A 20,732-nucleotide genomic window follows, 5' to 3' on the forward strand; every position below is an offset into this window, starting at 1 on the left:
AGCAGAACGAGCGTAAAATATCACACATTGGCTAGCTTTTACCTGCTTAAGCGCATGGCAAGGTACAAGAACCGGTTCACGATCTTACTGCGCGAGCGTGATCGGGGCTCATGTGCTGCTCAAAATGCTCATGTACTAGTGTACATTCCGCTTTTTGCGCTGCGCTTAGTTACCCTTACCCCGCTGACGCTCGCTCGCTACAGATCGTAAACGGTTCTGAGAAGCAAGCCACCGCCGAGTTAACAGACAACTTGCGAGGCGGTTAATAAAATTCGCTAAAGCGTCGCAGGATCTCTTTCCGACTGCGGCAAAATCTTTACGGTCAATTTTTATAGGAGCCTGCGATGGCAAATGATTTTCTTTTTACTTCTGAATCAGTTTCCGAGGGACACCCGGACAAAGTCGCTGATCAGATTTCCGACGCGATCCTGGACGCCATTTTTGAGCAAGACCCCCGTTCTCGCGTTGCCGCCGAAACCCTGACCAACACTGGTCTGGTGGTACTGGCTGGTGAAATCACCACCAACGCCCACGTCGATTACATTCAGGTGGCGCGCGACACCATCAAACGCATAGGCTATGACAATACCGAATACGGTATCGATTACAAGGGCTGTGCAGTCCTGGTTGCCTATGATAAACAATCCAACGACATCGCCCAGGGCGTTGATCAGGCATCTGACGATCACCTCAACACCGGTGCCGGTGATCAGGGCCTGATGTTTGGTTATGCCTGCGACGAAACGCCGGAAATGATGCCAGCGCCTATCTATTATGCCCACAGGCTGGTAGAGCGCCAGGCACAACTGCGCAAGGACGGTCGTCTGCCTTTCTTGCGTCCAGATGCAAAAAGCCAGGTCACCATGCGTTATGTCGATGGCAAGCCACACAGTATAGACACGGTGGTTCTGTCCACCCAGCATAGCCCTGACCAAAGCGAAACAGCACACAAGATGAAGCAGTCTTTCATCGATGCCGTCATCGAAGAAATCATCAAACCAGTGCTGCCGAAAGAATGGCTGAAAGACACCAAGTTCCTGATCAACCCGACTGGCCGTTTCGTCATTGGTGGCCCGCAAGGCGATTGTGGCCTCACAGGTCGCAAGATCATCGTTGATACCTACGGCGGTGCCTGCCCACATGGCGGTGGTGCTTTCTCCGGTAAAGACCCTACCAAGGTTGACCGTTCTGCGGCTTACGCAGCACGTTATGTTGCCAAGAACATCGTGGCGGCTGGCTTGGCCCGTCAATGCCAGATCCAGGTTGCTTACGCCATTGGCGTGGCACGCCCAATGAACGTCACGGTCTACACCGAAGGCACAGGCGTCATCCCTGATGACCAGATCGCTGCGTTGGTGAATGAACATTTTGACTTGCGCCCTAAAGGCATCATCCAGATGCTGGACTTGCTGCGCCCTATCTACTCCAAGACTGCGGCCTATGGTCACTTTGGTCGTGAAGAACCAGAATTCACTTGGGAACGTACTGACAAGTCAGCGATTTTGCGTGCTGCAGCAGGTCTGTAATTTATCGTCAATATTGTCGTAACGCGTATTTGGTAGCACTGGGAGTAGAAGCAAGAATGCCGGTAAGTTTTTTCAGAAGTAAGTTCACTGCATTTCGCTGCAAAAAACTCGGTGCTTTGTTTGCGATGGCTGGTCTGTTGTCCATGCCATCTGCAAACAGCCTGTCGGCACCACCAGCCGCCAAACCAAAACCTGTCACCGACTGGTGTACACCGCTGGTAGCACGTCTGCCCAAGGTCAGCCTGAACGACTGCAAGAACAGCAAACTCAATCCTACCGGTGCCAATTCACTCAATGGTTTCCCGGTGTTATTCCGGGATATCAAAGCCGATGCCAAGCATCCGCAAGCCATACGCGTACTGCTGCTGGGTGGCATCCATGGCGATGAACAAACAGCGTCCTCCATCGTTTTCAAATGGATGGAGACCATGCAAAAAAGTCCGCTGGAATTCAACTGGAAGATCGCGCCGGTGGTCAACCCCGATGGTTTGTTGGCCCCCAAGCCACGCCGTGTGAATGCCCGTGGCATAGACCTGAACCGCAACTTCCCTACCCCCAACTGGCAAAAAGAAGCGCCCAGTTACTGGGCACGTGTCACCCGCAGTGACCCGCGCCGCTATCCGGGCAAGGCACCGATCTCAGAACCGGAAAGCCGCTGGGTTTATGAAACCATAGAAAAATATAAACCCGATGTCATCATCTCGGTCCACGCGCCTTTTGGCGTACTCGACTTTGATGGCCCCACCACGCCACCGAATCGCTTTGGCCGTCTGATCTACAACCGCGTAGGCGTTTATCCTGGCTCACTCGGCAATTACAGTGGCCTGCACAAAGACATCCCGGTAGTCACCATAGAATTGCCAAATGCCACCCAGATGCCGCCAGACGCCGAAGTGCAACGCATCTGGCAGGATATGCAAAACTGGATAAGACAGAATGTCGCGGGGCCACTGAAAACCGCGCGGAATCCTTGACTAAAATTCCATACTTGGGGCATGTCTCATAAGTCCAAAACTGTCCAATTAACTCTCGAAAAATCAATCGCTTGCGAATGGTGTGCGGTGCTTAATCAGCGCTCTTTGGCTGAGCCTCTAATTTTTACCATCCAATTCTTTGAACTGGTCCAGCGGATTATCTGGTTTGAATGAAAGGGGCGTTTTCACATTATTTTCTTCCATGAATATCCCAACAGTGCGCTTACTTGGGACTAGCAAAGATTTCGAGACTCTGTGCAAGTGCCCCAATGTCATTTCTTGTATGCGATCCCGCTCCCAAAAATATAGGCGCCAATCACCCGCAGCAATGTAACTCGACAGTTTTTCTGAAAACTCTTTTATGTCCTTACGTTCATTACTCGCTTTTACTTTGTATTGATTTTTGATTTCGTCCAATTCAATTTGATTGAACTTCTTTTTATTAAGATTCGATTCTTGCTGCAAAAAAAATTCTTTAACTTGAGGAATTTTTTTTGCATCACCAAAATCCAGTTCTGCATAAAACATTAGTGCATTCGCTTCTGAAAATTGCAATTTTCCGCTATTAAAATTACTAGATTTCTTTGAATTCAAAAATTTCTTTTTCCAGCTTTGTGTTCCGTTATCACTTGATAGCAATTCACCTATCAATGTTGCAGCAGCATAGTCTGGATGAGAAATACCTTCTGTACGATATGCAAAAAAAACGACAGATCGTTCTTTGGGCCTACGAATAAGAAATTCTTTTTGAGTCTGTCGTGGGAATTTTTCCACACTGATATTCGATACAGGTTCTTTATATCCGGGAATTTCAGAAAATGCATTGCTAACAGAAATTAAGGCTTTTTCCGCATCAAAATTACCTGCAATAATTATTGTTGCGTTGTTAGGGTGGTAATGTTTTTCCCAGAAATTTTTCACCGCATCGAGTTGAATATTTTCCAGATCCCGGCGATTTCCCAAGACATCTGTTCCATAGGGATGCTGCTGGAAAACAGTTTCAAGCATTTTCTTGTAATGAAATCTTCTGATGTTCGAATCATTTTCCCTAAGCTCGTCCAAGACTTCAGATAAAGCTGTGTGCAAGCTATCTTTTGAGTAAGAGAAATTCTGCATGCGATCAGCTTCTACATTCAGAATCCAGTCAAGATAATTATCTTTAGTCTCAAAATTAGAACGATAATAAGTGTAGTCTGCACTTGTAATTCCTACTCGCTTGAATCTTCGATCTTTCATTTCTTGCTGTAAATCTGGATGATGCCCAGATCCACGCATTACAGCAAAATGTTCAAAAAGATGTGTAATGCCTTTTTCATCTGGTGCTTCGTACTTTGAACCAACGCGATAAATCAAATTCACCACAGTATTTTTTGCATACGTATCTGGTATAAGTAGTATCTGCAAACCATTACTTAATTTGTATTCGCTTATTCCTTCAAGTTCCCGAACAAATATTCCTGTTTCCTGGCTATTTTTAGTCAACAACTGTTCAGGCTGTTTTGCGCTAACAGTGGCCATGACAGACAGAGAAAGTAATGCGAGAATTGTGTTGATCATTTTCACAGTTAAATTCATTCCCTTAAAAATAAAGAATAAGGCAAGCAACATATCATTACGCTGCTGGCATTACGCTGCTGGCATTACAAAAGCTACTCGTTCACATTGACCCGTAGTACCACGTGTTTCGCGACGAATCTCAGCCGCCGCTTCCCTCGCTTGCTGCTCATCATATTCATCTTTTTCTTCTTTAGTCATTCTTTTACCGGTTTGCTCTTCGTCACCACCGCTTACCAGTTTCAACAGTTCTTCATTTTGAAATAATACGCATTTTATGTTACTGCTATACATGCTTAAGCGAACCATACCTCATGGCATGGCTTCGTTCGTGTTGAAGCCAATTCCAGCATCTGGACATCGTTCTGATGTCCAGATATCTGTTTTAAATCCCGACCTATGCACGCGCATGTGCAAAAATCAGTCACCTTGCTGCTGCCAGACTGCTTTACCCGACTTCAAATAAATCAAGCCACTGGCAGAGCCTTCTTTCGCGACTACGATGCCATCGTTGTGCAATTTGACAGACTTTTCATGATAGCTATGCGGCTGCGATCCCTTATCTTCAACATACCAAACTTCCAGCCACGAAAAATCATCACCGCCTTTGCCAACATTTCCAATTGCATGCCCTGCGCCTACGATGACAGGCTTGGTTTTTCCACGAGACAAAAATACGATACCCTCTTTTTTAGTCTTGCTGTCCTTGACCAATACCGCCAGGTCTCCCTGGCCAGCGCCCAGGAAATTGCCGCGCCAGACAAAGGGATTGATACGATTGTTCACCTCGATTGACTCTTGCTGAGACAAGCCATCAAGCTGCTTGTTTGCCCAGTCAGGCAATTGCATTTTGGGAGACACATCCTGTGCAAAAGCGATGCTGTTGGCAAATAACAGGACGACTGACGCTAATTTGAAATTCATGGAAAAACTCCTGGTAATGATGTAAATGTATAAGTATCGATTGGATGAAAGCCTACTTTGCTTCAACTGATCATTGCTACTGATTGCTGCTACCGATTACTGCTACTGCCACCGCGCTCACTACAAATACCTCACCTCAAACTGATGGTCTGCCTCTTCCAGGCCGGGTCTTGCCACTTGTAGAACACGCTCAAAGAGCCAGGTTTGTCGGCACCGTTTTCAACTTGCAGACTATCCATGCTGACGACTTCAAAACTCTTCCTAAATCTGCCTTCGACCTTGGCTTCGCGTGCTACCAGCATCTTGTTGGTGCCGGGCACCCAGCCTGCGAACTCTGCATAGCCGAGATCAGGGTCACTATTGGCTGGCGGCGGGATGTCGATAATCCAGCCCTGGCTTGTCTGGTGGAATAACCAGAGTTCACGCCAGTTTTCCATCGGTTGCACGGCCAGCGTCAGCGCGGTGTTTTGTGCGTTGGCACGGGCAGATGCGGCCCACACCACACTATAAGTACAGCGCTTTGCCAGCGGCGTTTTGACATCATGCTTTGCATCCGTCAGCATGACGCAGGTTTCGCCTGGCTGGCCAGCGGCGGTGACGATGTTCAGGCCGGGTTTGGGTACAACCACCGGTTCAGCAGCCCAGCGTGTCGTGCCGACACGCACGCCGGCATCAGCGTAGGTATACACATCTTCATCGGCAAATTCTTCCTTGTTGACGGCAGCCAGTTCGGTCAGAGCGCGATTGGCGGATTCTGCCACCTGTTCACCCTTACGGGCACGCTGGAAGGCGATGCTGGACCAGACGCTGGCCTTGCGCATGCGCATGCGGTTTTTCAGATACTCGGGCAGGCTGGTGGTGTTGACGCGGTCCAGCACATCGGCGCGCCATTGGTCCAGGGCAAAGCGCTCGGTCGGGCGCATGGCCGGGTCTATGCAATCCTGGCGTGTCAATGCCAGGGCAGCGCGGGCCTTTTGATCTGGCGTGGCATTCATCGCCAGTACCCGACGGAAGGCTTCGCCGTCATAGCAAAGCTGCATGCGGCCTTCGCGTTCATAGCCTTTGATGTTGATGCCATAATTGGCCACCACTTCCAGATGTGCCGCTATGGTCGCTTCATTTTGCTTGGGCTGTTTGCTGGATGCACGCTTTGCCAAACGTTCTGCCATGGTGCCAAGCGCATCAAAAGCTTCGGCACCGATGGCATTTGCCGGTGCGGCTTTCAGGTAGGCAGCGGTATAACTGATGCCCAGAGCTTCTGCCCCCGGTGTATCACGCAGAAAACGGATAACGGCAAAGGCATCGGGTGCATCATCCGGCTGCATGGACACCAGGCGCACTTGCGACGTCTTGATGTAACCGGCGCGCTCACGCCGGTGGTCATACACTTGCAGGTAGTCGAGTTTTTCACCGCGAATTTCCAGGCTGTCGCCCTGCCACAGGATGGCCTGTTGTTGCGCACCGTCTTTGGGGGCGGCGCGCAACTGTGCCTGGTCCTGAGTAACAACAGCAAGTACGGCGACAGCAGCTAAAGTAGCAAACATGATTATTGGCTTTCCTTGTTGTCGTTGATTGCTTCGGCTTCAGCCGACACTTTTTGTTGCGTGGCCTGAGCATTTTTACCAGCGCCCAGCAAGGCCGAACCGATGAAGCCGCCATCAGCCGGTGGTGGCGCGATGATGACCGAGATCTTGTCTGACAATTTGTCGGCCATGGTTTTTTGTATCAGCAAGGGGTGCTTGGTCAGCAAGGCACCATCGCGCTCCAGTTGTGAACTGGCGACCTTGCCGACCAGGTCTTGCCGGTAGGCCTCGGCATCGGCCAGCTTGCGGCGCGAATCGGCTTCACCCTGGGCTTCGATGACGCGTGCCTGGGCTGTACCTTCCGAAGTTTTGATGCGTGAGACCTTTTCAGCCTCGGCTTCAAACTGGCGTTGCTCTATCTGTTTTTGCTTGAATGGTAATACGTGTTTCATGGCTTCTTCCTGTGCTCTGGCAGCGATGATCTGCTCATTACCGGCGGCTTCGGCAGCTTTTTCGCGCTTGATCTTGTCGGCATCTGCTTCCAGCGCAGTTTGCTTGACCTGCTTGTCTTTCAGTTCCAGGGTGTAGCGCATTTTTTCGCTTTCCAGTTCTTCGGCCAGCAGTTTTTCCATGCCGCGCTTATAGTCGGCTGGCAAATCCACCTTACCCATCATGACGCTGCGCAAAAGGATACCGTCAGCGGCCAGCTTGGGCTTCAATTCGGTTTCTATCATTTGCTGGATTTCTGCCCGTTTGCTGGAAAAAATTTCCCTTACCGTATAACGGGTAAATGCCTTGTAAATGACACCCTGCACTGCCGGCTCGACGATTTCTGCATTGATGTTTTCGGGCAGGCTTTTGGACATGGCCGCCAGTTTGCTGGGGTCAAACGCATATCGTATGCTCAGGTCCACACCCAGTGACAGGCCTTCTACCGACTGGAAAGGCGCTTCGCCATCGGCGCGGCTGCTGCGTGTGGGACGGTACAACTGATCTTGCAGATTGAACAAACGCAGTTCATGCAGGCCGGGCACAACAATGACAGCACCGTCACGTACCTGCTCTGCACTACCAGTCAGTTGATTGATACGCACGCCGACTTCACCACGCGGTATGCGCTGCATAGGTGGGTGGGTGCTGATAGCATATACGGCACCACCAACCAGACTCAATACTACCAGACGGTTGAAGGTAGTTTTGCTGAAAACGCCAGACCCTGCCGTTACCCTGGCCCCGGCTTTGAGTCCCGAAGCGCTTTTGCTAAAGACAGAAGACAGAGTGGATCTTACGGCTTGTACCAGGGATTTGATACGGTCAGACATGATAACTCTCCAATGATGGTGTTTTTCCAGGGTTCCTTGCAGTGGCGTTTGCCCTGCTTTCCTTAGAACCTGCCGACGATCTGTAGCGAGCGAGCGTCAGCGGGAGTGAAGAGCAGCGCAAAAAGCGGAATGTACTTGAGTACATGAGCATTTTGAGCAGCGCATGAGCCCCGATCACGCTCGCGCAGTAAGATCGTCGGCAGGTTCTGATACGCATCATGCGCTGCACTGCACGGAGCATACAATGCTGCGGCAGGGGCAGAAATATCACTGTTGCAAGCTATTTATTCCCAGTCAGGAATAAGCCTTGCCGCGTGTGAAGAAAAACTCACAGCCGCTTTATGACTTTTGCCAGAAAACCGTGGATACTGCTGATATCGTATTAATTGCAGGGGTATACCGTGGTAAAAGTAGCTGTCATCGAAGACGATCTGCCCACCAGCAACCAGTTAAAAAGCTGGATAGAGGCAGCAAAACCTGGCATCCACATAGACCAGTGGTTCAGCCGCGACGATGCCGAAGCGGCGATTGCACGCGAGAATTATGACCTGGTGGTGCTGGACATAGAACTGGGGCGCGAGCGCCATGCCGGCGTTGCCATCATCAATGCCATCAACAAGCAGCATGCAACGCCGGTACTGGTGGTGTCAGCCATGCCGGCCACCATCTATCGCAGCATCATGAAGGCGCTGGATGCCTGGGATTATCTGCAAAAGGCCACCTTTGAAGAAGCTGATTTCATAGAGACCTTTCTGGAAATCCTGCGCTCGGTCAAAGATCGCAAGCAGCACCTTAGCCAGAATGCAGCCTACAAGGAGGCAGCCAAAACACCAGTCGCCGACCAGCTCAGCATGGACCCCTTGCGCCAGCGCACACCCATCTGGCGCGGCCAGCGCATCAACCTGCCGCTGACGGCGCAGCGCATACTCGCAGCCCTGTTCGCCCGCCGTGGCCAGGTGGTGTCGTATGAAGATTTGTATGAAGTCGTGAAGAGCGGGCGCAACCGCGACAACATCCGCAAGCATGTATCGACCATACGCGATGCCTTCCGCGAAATTGATGCGGATTTTGAATGCATAGAAAACGTCCCCATGCGTGGTTTCAGATGGGTGGATGACGACGCAGGCAGAAACTGACATGACCAAGTTCTTGCTGGCGACTTACCGGCTGCGGATATTATTTCGTGGTGTTTTCCTGTTGCTGGCATTGGCGACGGTGGGTCTGGCACTGTCTGTACTGCAGCAGGAAAAACAACTCAGCTATAACAATTACCAGAGTAACTTCAATAAGACCCGCTTGCAGATTTCAGCAACACTGCGCCATCCGGCAGGACAACTGGCGCTGTTGAACCCGCCGGCCGAAAAACAGCGTGCTGCATTGCGCCCCTTGCTGCTGCCGTATTCAGCGATTGATTTTGATGACCAGAACAAAGTGCAGCAAGCCATCGCCATGTCCGGCTGCCTGGTGCAATATGGGAACAATGGTGCACTATGCAGCGGTATAGGCAATAACCCATGGGCCGGTGGGTTCATCTATGTTGCAGGCAATTTCAACAGCACACAACTGGTCTCGCACAAGCGCGGCAATGAAAGCCTGGCACAGGCGCACAGGCTAAAAGTCAGTGTCAGCCTGCGCGGCCAGACCTATCGCTGGATAGCACCATTTGAAGAAGAAGCCGCACCGGCCAGACAAAACCAGGGCGTGCGTGGACGCTGGACGGGTTTCAACGAAAGCGAAGCAAATAAACCGAATGCACGTCCGGTCAGGGATTTTCGTGGCTGGGCCTGGCAACAGGCGATCTGCAATCAGGCCGATCAGGATGACAAGGATGTCAACTGCCAGAAAAACACCTTCTTCTCACTGCGTCTGCCTATCCCGGTCTTGCAGGAAGCCCTGTTTGAAAAGAAGCGCCCCATCTGGCCGCCACAAGACCTGGACCAGATGGAAGTCAGCCTGTCCGTATTGCCACCTGACTCTGAAACAGCGCTGCTCGACAGCAAGAATGCGCCAACAGCCACCCCGTTTTCGCTCAAGGATTTGCAGGGCAATCTCTTGCCTGGCGAAACCCTGCGCATACGCAAGCGCGACGGCCAGGAAAGCAAGGAGGACCTGATCAACCTGACCGGTGCATTCGAGCAAAGCGATGAATCATGGAATATCATCACCCGACTGATACGCCGCCTGCCGGTGGATGAATACGATATCCCGCTGGAAAGCCGCGAAACCATCAACACGCCACTGGCAAATTATGAAGTCTTGCTGAAGGGCGATGTGCGTAGCGTCAGCAAAAGCCTGAGCGTGGTCGCCAGCCGTTTGTCCTGGTTTGTCGGTGCCATGTTACTGGCGCTGACGCTGGCCTGGTTGCTGATCGAAATCAGCATCATACGGCGCATTACCCTGCTGACCAAACGAGCCGTGTCACTCTCAAAAACCATGAAGGGTGCAGGCGAGCTGGAACAGTTCGATATCAGCGATTTGCGCAGCCCGGATGAACTGGGTGTACTCGCCAGTTGCCTGCATGATTTGCTGCGGCGGGTGAAAGAAGATGTGGAACGCGAAACCATACGCACCGAACAGGAAAAAGAAATGTGGCATGCTGTCGGCCACGAAATCATGTCGCCCCTGCAATCCCTGATGGTCTTGCATGGCAGCCCGGATGATCAAAGCAACCGCTACATCAGTCGCATGCAGCAAGCCATACGTGTGCTGTATGGCAGTGCCTCGCCCAGTGAGGCATTTCAATCCACCGTCTTGCAGGTCAGTGAGATTGATATCACGCTATTCCTGAAAAACGTAGCCGACAATGCGCCACTGGTAGGGATACCAGACGTAGCCTATCAGGGCACGGACGAAGCCGTTATGGTCAAGGCAGATGAATATTCGCTGGAAGATGTCGTCACCCACGTCTTGCGCAATGCAGAACGTTATCGCCAGACCGGTAGCGCCATCAGCATCAAACTGCAAACCAGTGAAACTACCGCCACCATCACCATACACAATGACGGCCCACACATTGCCAACGATATGATCGACAAGATTTTTGAATATGGCGTATCAGACCAGCAGGATTCCGCTGCCAACGGCAATCGTGGACAGGGCCTGTTTGTCGCCAAGACCTATATGGCAAAAATGGGCGGTACCATCAGCGTGCAAAATGTCGCTGATGGCGTAAGTTTTGTACTGACTTTGCAGCGGGGAAATGCATGAACAGGGCAAACGCAACATCGCCTGAACTGCGTTGCAGCACCTGACTGCATCAAGCGGAAAAATATCAAAAAAGCATCAATCCATCGCCATCAACTGTTTTTGCCGAAAAAGCAAAACTTAGTTTTGCATCGCCCTGTAAATCACGTCGCACTATCGGAAAGCCTGGCTTTAGAATCGTCTGCTGGCGCGCTGAAATCTTCGCCAATTCAACAGGCCAGTCACGACCAGTGTCATATCCTGTTGAGAGAAAAATAATCAGGCTGAAACGGCCTGTCCAACAACGAGGAAAGCAATGAAACCACAAATGAAACTGATCGCTGCACTGTGCATGATAGGCGCAAGCAGTCTGGCACTGGCCCAGGCTGAAGATAAATTCCAGTGGCTGGAAGATGTCACCGGTGAAAAAGCCCTGAACTGGGTCAAGGACCAAAACAAGGTCACACGTGGCAAGCTCGACAATGATGCCGGTTTCAACAAGCTGAAGGCCGATTTGCAGGTCGTGCTGGATTCGAAGGACCGTATCCCGGGCATACGCAAAATGGGAGATGCTGTCTACAATTTCTGGATGGATGCAGAACACCCGCGTGGTGTCTGGCGTAAAACCACGTTGGAAGAATACAAAAAATCCCAACCTAAATGGGAAGTGGTGCTGGATGTTGATGCACTGGCCAAAGCAGAAAATGAAAACTGGGTATACAAGGCCAGTGTATGTCGCGAACCCGTGTATGACCGTTGCCTGATCGAGTTGTCACGCGGCGGTGCTGACGCCGTAGTCACGCGGGAATTCGACCTCGCCAGCAAGTCCTTCGTCAAAGGCGGCTTCAGTTTACCAGAAGCAAAAATGAATCTGGACTGGGTTGATAAAGACACCCTGTTTGTCGCCACCGATTTTGGTGCAGGCACACTGACAGATTCCGGCTATGCGCGCGTGGTCAAGGAATGGAAACGCGGCACCGAATTATCGGCTGCCAAAACCCTGTTCGAAGGCCAGAAAAATGATATGGCTGTAGGAGCCAATTCCAGCGACCACAAAGGTGTGCATCGCGAACTGGTCAGCCGTCAGATCACTTTCTATACATCAGAACAGTATTTGAAAGACGGTGACAAGCTGATCAAGCTGGATATACCGGCCAAGAGCAATCTGTATTTCTTTGATAAACAGGCTGTGATCACCCCTCGTGAAACATGGGCTGTGGGTGGCAAGACCTATGCATCCGGCAGCGTACTGGCCATCGACTTTGATGCCTTCATGAAAGGCAATCGCGAATTCACGGTCTTGTTTGAACCCAGTGACACCACCTCTTATACAGGTGCCACCATCACCCGCAATTACCTGCTGCTGCAAACCCTGGACAACGTCAAGAGCAATCTGAAGGAATGGAAATTTGATAGCGGTAAATGGTCTGCCCGCCAGGTCACATTGCCGACGCTGGGCGCGGTCGGCGTGAGTGGCGTTGATTCAGAAAATTCTGACGATTACCTGCTCAGCTATTCTGATTACCTGACACCCAGTGTCTACATGATGGCGCATGCCGGTAATGATAAGCGCGAGTTGTTGAAGTCTGCACCAGCCTTCTTTGATGCCAGCGCCTATGAAACAGTGCAAAAATTTACCACATCCAAAGATGGCACCAAGGTGCCTTACTTTATCGTGCGCCGCAAGGACATGAAGTACGACAGCAATAATCCTACCCTGCTGTATGGCTATGGCGGTTTCCAGATTTCCATGACGCCTTCTTATTCTGGTGGCCTGGGTAAAAGCTGGCTGGATAAAGGCGGTGTCTATGTAGTGGCCAATATCCGTGGCGGTGGCGAGTTTGGCCCGCGCTGGCATCAACTGGCATTGAAGGAAAATCGTCAGCGTGCCTATGATGACTTTGCAGCAGTAGCAGAAGACCTGATCGCCAGCAAAATCACCAGCAACAAACACCTGGGTGCAATGGGTGGCAGCAATGGCGGCCTGCTGGCCGGTGTTGCCCTGACCCAGCGTCCTGATCTGTTCAATGCGGTTGTCAGCCAGGTGCCTTTGCTGGATATGCGTCGCTTCAACCAGTTGCTGGCAGGTGCTTCATGGATGGGTGAATATGGCAACCCGGATGTGCCGGCGGAATGGGATTACATCTCTAAATACTCGCCTTACCAGAACGTCAAGGCAGGCGTGACTTACCCGAATGTTCTGTTCATCACGTCTACCCGTGATGACCGCGTACATCCTGGTCATGCGCGCAAGATGGCTGCCAAAATGATGGATCAGGGTCACAAGAATGTCTGGTATTACGAAAACACCGAAGGCGGTCACGGCGGTGCAGCCAACAATGCGCAACGTGCCGACATGAGTGCGATCACCTATACCTTCTTGTGGAATATGCTCAAGCGCGACAATGATGCCAACCAGGTGCATTAATTAGGCTTGGTGCGCTGCCAGTAAAAGCAGTCGTCTAAAACAAAAAGGCAGCCAGAAAATTGGCTGCCTTTTTTTGCTGATACGGGTCCGTAATCCGGTCTGGCTTAATCCACTTTATCCGACGGATAGCGTATGGTTTCACGCAATAAAACGCCCATCGGGAAATTAAGGTTGATAGCATTCGGCTGTATCGGTTTGGTGAACCATTTTTCATACAGTTTGCTCAGTTCACCGTCCAGCATCATACGGACCATTTCAGCATCAATGAGCTTCTTGAACGCAGCATCGTCCTTGGGCAACATCATTGCGTACGCTTCAGAAGAAAGTGGATCACCTACAATCGCCAGCTTCTCATTATTTTTTGACTTTGCCTTAAAACCAGCCATGATTGCATCATTTTGTGCAAATGCATCGACCTGTTTGCTTTCCAGCATGGCAAAACCCTCGGTATGGTCTTTGGCTTCGATGATTTTCATATTCAATGAACGGACTTTATTTCGTTCAAGCAAAAATTTGTCAGTAGAAGTCCCTTTGGTCATGACCACTTTTTTATCTTTCAAATCCTGCCAGTTCTTGATGCCTGAATCAGTAAAAACGATCATCCGGTTAGTCGCGAAGAAATGGGGCAAGGTGTAATTCACTTTCTTGCGTCGCTCCGCAGTATTGCTGGTGGAACCACATTCGATATCAGCTTTGCCAGAGGTCATTGCTTCCATCCGGGTCTCTGATGTCACCGGGATGTAGTTGATCTTCAACTGTGGCAGTTTTAATTCTTTTTTGATCACATCCACAAATCTCATGCAAATGTCGATCGAATATCCTATCGGTGCCTTGCTTTCCGACAGATAAGAAAACGGTAAAGACGCCTCCCTGAAAGCGACGTTGATCGTCTGTGTCTTTTTAATGCGGTCGAGTGTATCCGCCGCAATCGACGCCTGGCTCACAATACCAGTCAAAACGACAACGCCAATCTTGCTAATAAAACTATTTTTCATGCCACTTTCCTATCGTCTGTGCTTGCACCAACCGAATATTATCGAATCTTTCTGTGACGCAATCATTAATTTACCAATTCTCACATATCTGATTGCGGCCCTGAATCAGGAGCGAACTTCCGTCATTCAATGAAGACGGACCACAAGATAAGGAAAACTATCTTCCTGCTTCAGGTTTTTAACACTATCGCAGTGATGAATTACTGCGCCAGCGCAAATACACTAGCGGTTATGCATTGACAGTTTGACAGCAATAAATAGTAATGAGTTCCCGCGAAAGCAGGTAGATTTCGTGGATGCTGTATCATTTCTCGCTTTGCCGCCCGAGTTCGTGTACTGGCTCAGGCAGGGCAGATGCAACCATTTTCCTGATTTCAGGTCTGAACCATCTATGAGTTTGTACCAGCTTATTGCTCAGTTTATCCGCCAGCACTGGCGCCATTATCTTGGCGCGGGTGCCATGCTGTTCGCCGTTGCCGTGATGACGGTCCTGATACCGCGCCGTGTCGGCATGGTCATTGATGGGATGGTGGCAGGTCGGTTTGATAACACTGGCCTGATGTGGGAATTGTCCTGGCTTATCGGTATGGGCCTGGCCATCTATTTCTTGCGGGTGGGCTGGCGTACCCAGTTGTTTACTGCTTCCTATCAGTTAGGCATGCAATTACGCACCCGGCTTTACCAGAGGCTGAGCGTACAGGGTTCGCGTTTTTTCCAGCAACAAAGAACCGGTGACCTGATGGCCCTGGGCACCAATGATGCCGATGCCATTGAACTGGCAGCGGGTGAAGCTGCCCTGGCCGGTTTTGACGGCAGCCTGACCTTTGCCCTGGTGATAGGCATGATGTTACTGGGTGTGGACTGGCGACTGGCGCTGGCGGCCTTGCTGCCCTTCCCTTTCATGGCCTGGGCCTTCAAGCGCATTACCCACCATATCCACGATGCTTCGCGTGATTCGCTGGAACGTTTCAGCAAACTCAATGACCATGTGCAGGAAACCCTGGCTGGTGTACGTACCCTGCGCGCCCTGGGTCTGGAACAGCGCAGCGCAGCGCAGTTTGCCGAAATGGCCGAACAGGCCGCTGCCGCCAGCCTGTCAGCCCAGCGCTGGGAAGCTGCCTATGAACCGGCAGTCGGCATCAGCCTGACAGCGGCCGGGGCACTGACCCTGGGTGTCGGTGGCTATCTGGTCTGGCATGGCGAGATGAGCATTGGTGCACTGACCAGTTTTTCCATGTATCTAGGCCAATTAATCTGGCCCATGTTTGCTGCCGGCTGGGTCTTGTCCCTGCTAGAACGCGGCAAAGCGGCATGGGCCAGGCTGGAACCTGTTCTGACACAGGAACTCAGCGTCAATGATGAAGGTGCCATCACCACGCCACCGGCAGGCGATCTGCGTGTAGAGCAAGTCAGCTTTGCCTATCCGGGTCAGGCAATGCCTGCCTTGCAAGACATCAGCCTGACGATTGCACCGGGCCAGACAGTGGGCATAGTCGGCCCCACGGGTTCAGGCAAATCCAGCATCATCCGTTTATTACTGCGCCAGGTAGAAGCAGAACAGGGCCACGTCACCTGGGGCGGGCATGCGCTGGCGGAGTACCGTCTGCAAGCCTTGCGTCAGTCCATCAACTGGGTAGCGCAGGAGCCCTTTTTGTTCTCAGCATCGATTGCCGACAATATAGGTCTCAGCAATCCTGCCGCCAGCCGTGCAGACATCATGCAGGCCGCCCGGCTGGCATCGGTCGACGACGATATACAACGCTTCCCGCATGGCTATGACACGCTGGTGGGCGAGCGCGGTGTCACCCTGTCAGGCGGCCAAAGACAGCGTGTGGCCATCGCCCGTGCCCTGCTGACAGCCAGCCCGCTGTTGTTGCTTGACGATGCCCTGTCAGCGGTGGATACACAGACTGAAACCCATATCCTGCAACATCTGGCAGAGCTAAGGAAAGAACATCCCGAACGCAGTGCCGTCATCGTCAGCCATCGCCTGAGTGCGGTGCTGGAAGCCAGTCACATCCTGGTTTTGCGTGAAGGAAAAATCGTCGAACAAGGCAATCACCAGACCTTGCTGGATCTGGATGGCTGGTATGCAACGCAATGGCGTTATCAACAACTGGAAGCAAGCCTGGATGCAGCCTGATACCAACAATAAAACAAGCGCCCTGTCAGAAAAGAAGCAGGCCGTGCGCCTGCTGTTGCAGGCCGCCAGCACTGAAAAACGCCATGTCTGGCTGGGCATCTTCTTTCTGTTCGTGGCCGCTGGTCTGGAAGCCGTTGGCCCCTTGCTGGGCAAGGCATTCATAGATCGTTATCTATTGCCACATAAAATGGATATGGGCATGGTCATCGCCCTGCTGGCTGCCTATGTGCTGACCGGCTGGGGTGCGACCTGGCTGCGTTATCTGCAACTGACACGGCTGGCCGGTGTCGCCATGCGCTCGGTACGTCGTCTGCGTGAACAGGTGTATGAACATGTGCTGCGCCTGCCCATGGCATTTTTTGACAAGGCGATTACCGGACAACTGGTCAGCCGCGTGACAAATGACACCGAAGCCGTCAAGAGCCTGTATGTGCAGGTACTGTTCGTGATGCTCGACAGCTCCATCGTTGTCATTGGTGCTTTGACCGCCATGGCTTTTCTGGAATGGCGTCTGATGCTGATCGTCATCATGCTGATACCGGCAGTCATCATCATCGTCTGGTTTTATCAACGCTGGAGTGCGCCAGCCGTCAGCCGTGCACGCCAGTTGCGCAGTGAAATCAATGCCCAGGTTGCAGAAAGCATCAATGGCATGAGTACGCTGCAAGCCAGCAATGCCGAACGTCGCTTTGGTGAGCGCTTTGCAACCACCAACCAATTACACTATGCAGCAAGGCTGGATGAATTGCGTGCCAATGCCTGGCTCTTGCGCCCGGCGCTGGATCTGATGAATTCTATCTTGCTGGTGGTGGTGATTTTCAGTTTTAGCCAGCGCAATTTTTCTGGCGTTGAGATTGGTATACTGTATGCATTTGTCAGCTATATCGCACGGGTGGTGGAACCACTGATACAGATCACCCTACAATTCGGCCAGATACAGCAGGCCGTCGTTTCGGCAGCGCGGGTCAATACCCTGCTGAATGAACATCAGGCACCAGTCGCCAGCAGCGCCGCCCGCATTGTCGACGGTAATCTGAAGCTGGAGCAGGTCAGCTTTGGTTACGACCCGGCGCGCCCGGTCCTGCATGACTTCAGCCTTGAGATACCGGCAGGCAGTTTTTACGGCATCGTTGGTCATACCGGCAGCGGCAAATCCACACTGCTGAGCCTCTTGCTGCGTTTTTACACGGCTCAGTCGGGACGCATCAGTATAGACGGGCAAGCACTGGCCAGCATCAGCGATGCACATTTCCGTGACAGGGTAGGACTGGTGCCACAAGAACCCTTTTTGCTGGCTGCAAATGCACGCGAAAACATTTCCATGGGCCGCGACATCAGTGAAGCCGATATCATCGCTGCTGCCAAAGCCGCCCATGTGCATGACTTCATTCTGCAACTGGAAAACGGCTATGACACCCCGCTGGGCGAAGGTGGTGCCCGCCTGTCCACGGGGCAAAAGCAATTGCTGGCCATCGCCCGCGCCCTGGCTGGCAAGCCACGCGTGCTGTTCCTGGATGAAGCCACGTCACATATCGACAGCGAGACTGAACAGGTAGTACAGACTGCACTGACAGAATTGCGTGGCAAGGTCAGCATCGTGGCCATCGCCCATCGTCTGTCCACCATCCGTGATGCCGACCGCATCATCGTGCTGAACCACGGCAAGCTCGCCGAACAAGGCAATCACCAAGAATTAATGCAAGTGGAACAAGGCATCTATCAGCGCCTGTACCTGTTGCAAACCCTGGAAGAATAAGGAAAGCCATGAAGAAGTGGATCACGATCACCATCAGCGCGGGCGTTACTGTCGTGCTGTCAACCATAGCCTATGTGTATCTGGTAGTGGCGCCCGGCTTGCCAACACTGGAAGCCGTTACCGATTACCAGCCCAAAATCCCACTGCGCATCTATACCACAGACAATGCCCTGATCGGTGAATTTGGTGAAGAACACCGGGATTTTGTACCCATCAAGCAAATCCCAGCTGTCATGAAAAATGCCTTGCTGTCGATTGAAGACGAGCGTTTTTATGAGCATGGCGGCATCTCTTTCCGTAGCGCAGCCCGTGCCATCGTGGCCGACCTGCGTGGTGGTTTTCATCAGGGCGGATCGACCATCACCATGCAGGTGGCACGCAATTTTTTCCTCAGCAATGAAAAGTCATTGCCGCGTAAGCTGAAAGAAATCCTGCTGACTTATCGTATTGAAGATGCGCTCTCCAAGGACCAGATCCTGGAGCTGTATATGAACCAGATTTTCCTGGGCCAGCGCAGCCACGGCTTTTCCAGTGCCGCGAAAACCTACTTTGGCAAATCGCTGGATCAGTTGACGCTGGCAGAAGCCGCCATGCTGGCCGGTGTGCCGCAAAATCCGGTCAGACATAATCCTGCCGTCAATTTTGAAAAGACCAAGCAAAGACAGTTGCTGGTCCTGCAAAACATGGTCAGAAATGGTTTTATCACGCAAGCACAAATGGAAGCTGCAGCAAAGGAAGAAATCAAGGTCGTCAAAGGCCAGCAATTCGATGCCCACGCCGACTACGTTGCCGAGATGGTACGTCAGAGTATTTTTGCGCAATACAAGGAAGATACCTATACCAAGGGTATCAAGGTCTACACCACCATCAACAAGGCTGAGCAGGACGCCGCTTATGAAGCCGTACGCCGCAATATCATTGCCTATGATCAGCGTCATGGTTATGACGGCCCTGAAGCCCATATAGAATTGCCTGCTGATGAGGATGAACGCGATGATGCAATAGACCAGATTTTGCGCAAGCATCCTGACAACGACAAATTACTGGCTGCGGTAGTGACCCAGGCATCCGGCAAGATCGTCAAGGCAGAGCTGCAATCTGGCGACAGTATAGAAATTACAGGAGAGGGTTTGCGCTTTGCTGCAACTGCACTGACCGACAAAGCCAAGGCAGGTATCAAAATACGCGCTGGCTCTGTGATACGCGTGATACAGGATAGCAAGAAGCGCTGGGCCATCACGCAAATCCCTGAGGTCGAAGGCTCTTATGTCGCGCTGAATGCAGACGATGGTTCCTTCCGCGCCATGGTCGGCGGTTTCGATTTCAATCGCAAAAAATTCAACCATGTGACCAGTGCCTGGCGTCAGCCGGGTTCCAGCATCAAGCCCTTCATTTATTCTGCGGCACTGGAAAAAGGTTTTTACCCTGGCACCCTGATCAATGACGTGCAACTCTCGGAAACATCCGACAGCAGTCTGCGCTGGGACCCGCGCAATGATGATGGCAAATATGATGGCCCCATCAGCATGCGTAGCGCCCTGGCCCAGTCCAAGAACGTAGTATCCGTCAGGATACTGAAATCCATAGGCGTGGATACCGCCAGAAACTGGTTGCCCCGCTTTGGCTTTGACAAGGACAAGCACCAGGCCAATCTGACCATGGCACTGGGTACAGGCTCGGTGACACCTCTGCAACTGGCTTCGGCCTATGCGGTATTTGCCAACGGCGGTTACTCGGTCAACCCCTGGCTGATCAGCAAAGTGGTCGATGGCAAGGGCAAAGTCTTGTTTGAAAACAAACCACCAGCTGTGGCACAGGAAGAAGCACGGGTCATTGATGCCCGCAATGCCTACATCACCGACAGCATGCTGCGAGAAGTGGTGCGCAGCGGTACGGGTGCCAGCGCTTCTATCAAACTCGGCAGGCGTGATCTGGCAGGTAAAACAGGTACCACCAGTGATGCCGTCGATGGCTGGTTTGCCGGTTATGCAGGGAATATCGTGGCAGTCGCCTGGATGGGATATGACGATCCCAAATCTCTGGGTGGCCGTGAATTTGGTTCCACTCTGGCCTTGCCTATCTGGATAGATACCATGCGGGTAGCGCTGGCCGGCAAACCCGAAGGGCAACGTGCCGTGCCTGAAGGCATCAGCAATACCGAAGGTGACTGGATGTTCAATGAATTCCTGAACGGATCCAGCGTGCGGACACTGGACATGACAGAAAGCCCACCGCAAACAGTGACACCGGCGCAGGCAACTCAGGCACCTGCGCAATAGAAAAAAGCCCGCAGATTATATTCTGCGGGCAAAGATCCCGACCTTTGGAGGAAAAACTTTCAGGATTGCCGCATGGTAGCGCTGGAAGATGACATTGTTATGACAAAAGGCCAGGACCATATCCA

General features: G+C 51.9%; 14 protein-coding genes. 8 read left to right on the forward strand and 6 right to left on the reverse strand.

Annotation, left to right across the window (positions count from 1 at the left end; all coding sequences use genetic code 11):
- The first annotated feature begins 344 nt into the window (after window positions 1-344).
- Together metK and ACO0LK_RS15300 are read left to right on the forward strand one after the other, a co-directional pair.
- A complete protein-coding gene (gene metK / locus ACO0LK_RS15295; RefSeq protein ID WP_422976451.1) occupies window positions 345-1,526 on the forward strand; it encodes a methionine adenosyltransferase in 1,182 nt (393 codons plus the stop codon).
- A gap of 143 nt (window positions 1,527-1,669) precedes the next feature.
- Window positions 1,670-2,500 (forward strand): M14 family zinc carboxypeptidase, encoded by an 831-nt coding sequence (locus ACO0LK_RS15300; RefSeq protein WP_422976453.1) that lies wholly within the window; start codon window positions 1,670-1,672, stop codon window positions 2,498-2,500.
- 117 nt (window positions 2,501-2,617) lie between these two features.
- Here ACO0LK_RS15300 and ACO0LK_RS15305 read toward each other — a convergent pair whose 3' ends face one another.
- The 5 genes from ACO0LK_RS15305 to ACO0LK_RS15325 all read right to left on the reverse strand — a co-directional run bounded on the left by ACO0LK_RS15305 (window position 2,618) and on the right by ACO0LK_RS15325 (window position 7,823).
- Window positions 2,618-4,018 (reverse strand): M16 family metallopeptidase, encoded by a 1,401-nt coding sequence (locus ACO0LK_RS15305; protein WP_422976455.1) that lies wholly within the window; start codon window positions 4,016-4,018, stop codon window positions 2,618-2,620.
- 108 nt (window positions 4,019-4,126) lie between these two features.
- Window positions 4,127-4,348 (reverse strand): hypothetical protein, encoded by a 222-nt coding sequence (locus ACO0LK_RS15310; RefSeq protein WP_422976457.1) that lies wholly within the window; start codon window positions 4,346-4,348, stop codon window positions 4,127-4,129.
- A gap of 126 nt (window positions 4,349-4,474) precedes the next feature.
- Window positions 4,475-4,978, reverse strand: coding sequence for a hypothetical protein (locus ACO0LK_RS15315; RefSeq protein WP_422976459.1), 504 nt, complete (start codon window positions 4,976-4,978; stop codon window positions 4,475-4,477).
- 131 nt (window positions 4,979-5,109) lie between these two features.
- On the reverse strand, window positions 5,110-6,528 hold the full coding sequence (locus ACO0LK_RS15320; RefSeq protein WP_422976589.1) for a hypothetical protein: 1,419 nt from the start codon (window positions 6,526-6,528) through the stop codon (window positions 5,110-5,112).
- A complete protein-coding gene (locus ACO0LK_RS15325) occupies window positions 6,525-7,823 on the reverse strand; it encodes an SPFH domain-containing protein (RefSeq protein WP_422976461.1) in 1,299 nt (432 codons plus the stop codon). The genes ACO0LK_RS15320 and ACO0LK_RS15325 overlap by 4 nt, the downstream gene beginning before the upstream one ends.
- 401 nt (window positions 7,824-8,224) lie before the next feature.
- On the opposite strand from ACO0LK_RS15325, the gene ACO0LK_RS15330 reads away from it, so the two are divergent.
- The 3 genes from ACO0LK_RS15330 (at window position 8,225) to ACO0LK_RS15340 (ending at window position 13,434) form a co-directional block, all read left to right on the forward strand.
- Window positions 8,225-8,959 carry a response regulator transcription factor gene (locus ACO0LK_RS15330; protein ID WP_422976463.1) on the forward strand — a complete coding sequence of 245 codons (735 nt, stop codon included), beginning with the start codon at window positions 8,225-8,227 and terminating at the stop codon, window positions 8,957-8,959.
- 1 nt (window position 8,960) lies between these two features.
- Complete coding sequence (locus ACO0LK_RS15335) at window positions 8,961-11,030, forward strand: sensor histidine kinase (RefSeq protein WP_422976465.1); 2,070 nt, start codon at window positions 8,961-8,963, stop codon at window positions 11,028-11,030.
- Between the two features lie 292 nt (window positions 11,031-11,322).
- On the forward strand, window positions 11,323-13,434 hold the full coding sequence (locus tag ACO0LK_RS15340) for a prolyl oligopeptidase family serine peptidase (protein ID WP_422976467.1): 2,112 nt from the start codon (window positions 11,323-11,325) through the stop codon (window positions 13,432-13,434).
- 104 nt (window positions 13,435-13,538) lie between these two features.
- On the opposite strand, the gene ACO0LK_RS15345 is transcribed toward ACO0LK_RS15340, so the two are convergent.
- Window positions 13,539-14,429, reverse strand: a complete 891-nt coding sequence (locus ACO0LK_RS15345; RefSeq protein WP_422976469.1) for an amino acid ABC transporter substrate-binding protein — start codon at window positions 14,427-14,429, stop codon at window positions 13,539-13,541.
- A gap of 391 nt (window positions 14,430-14,820) precedes the next feature.
- Between ACO0LK_RS15345 and ACO0LK_RS15350 the strand changes: the two genes are divergently transcribed.
- The 3 genes from ACO0LK_RS15350 to ACO0LK_RS15360 are packed head-to-tail and all read left to right on the forward strand — an operon-like array spanning window position 14,821 to window position 20,607.
- Window positions 14,821-16,572 carry an ABC transporter ATP-binding protein gene (locus ACO0LK_RS15350; protein ID WP_422976471.1) on the forward strand — a complete coding sequence of 584 codons (1,752 nt, stop codon included), beginning with the start codon at window positions 14,821-14,823 and terminating at the stop codon, window positions 16,570-16,572.
- Window positions 16,520-18,328, forward strand: a complete 1,809-nt coding sequence (locus ACO0LK_RS15355) for an ABC transporter ATP-binding protein (protein WP_422976473.1) — start codon at window positions 16,520-16,522, stop codon at window positions 18,326-18,328. Before ACO0LK_RS15350 ends, ACO0LK_RS15355 begins: the two co-directional genes overlap by 53 nt.
- 8 nt (window positions 18,329-18,336) lie before the next feature.
- Window positions 18,337-20,607, forward strand: coding sequence for a penicillin-binding protein 1A (locus ACO0LK_RS15360; RefSeq protein WP_422976475.1), 2,271 nt, complete (start codon window positions 18,337-18,339; stop codon window positions 20,605-20,607).
- Window positions 20,608-20,732: the final 125 nt, after the last annotated feature.

Source organism: Undibacterium sp. Ji49W, from assembly GCF_049340205.1.
GTDB lineage: Bacteria > Pseudomonadota > Gammaproteobacteria > Burkholderiales > Burkholderiaceae_D > Undibacterium.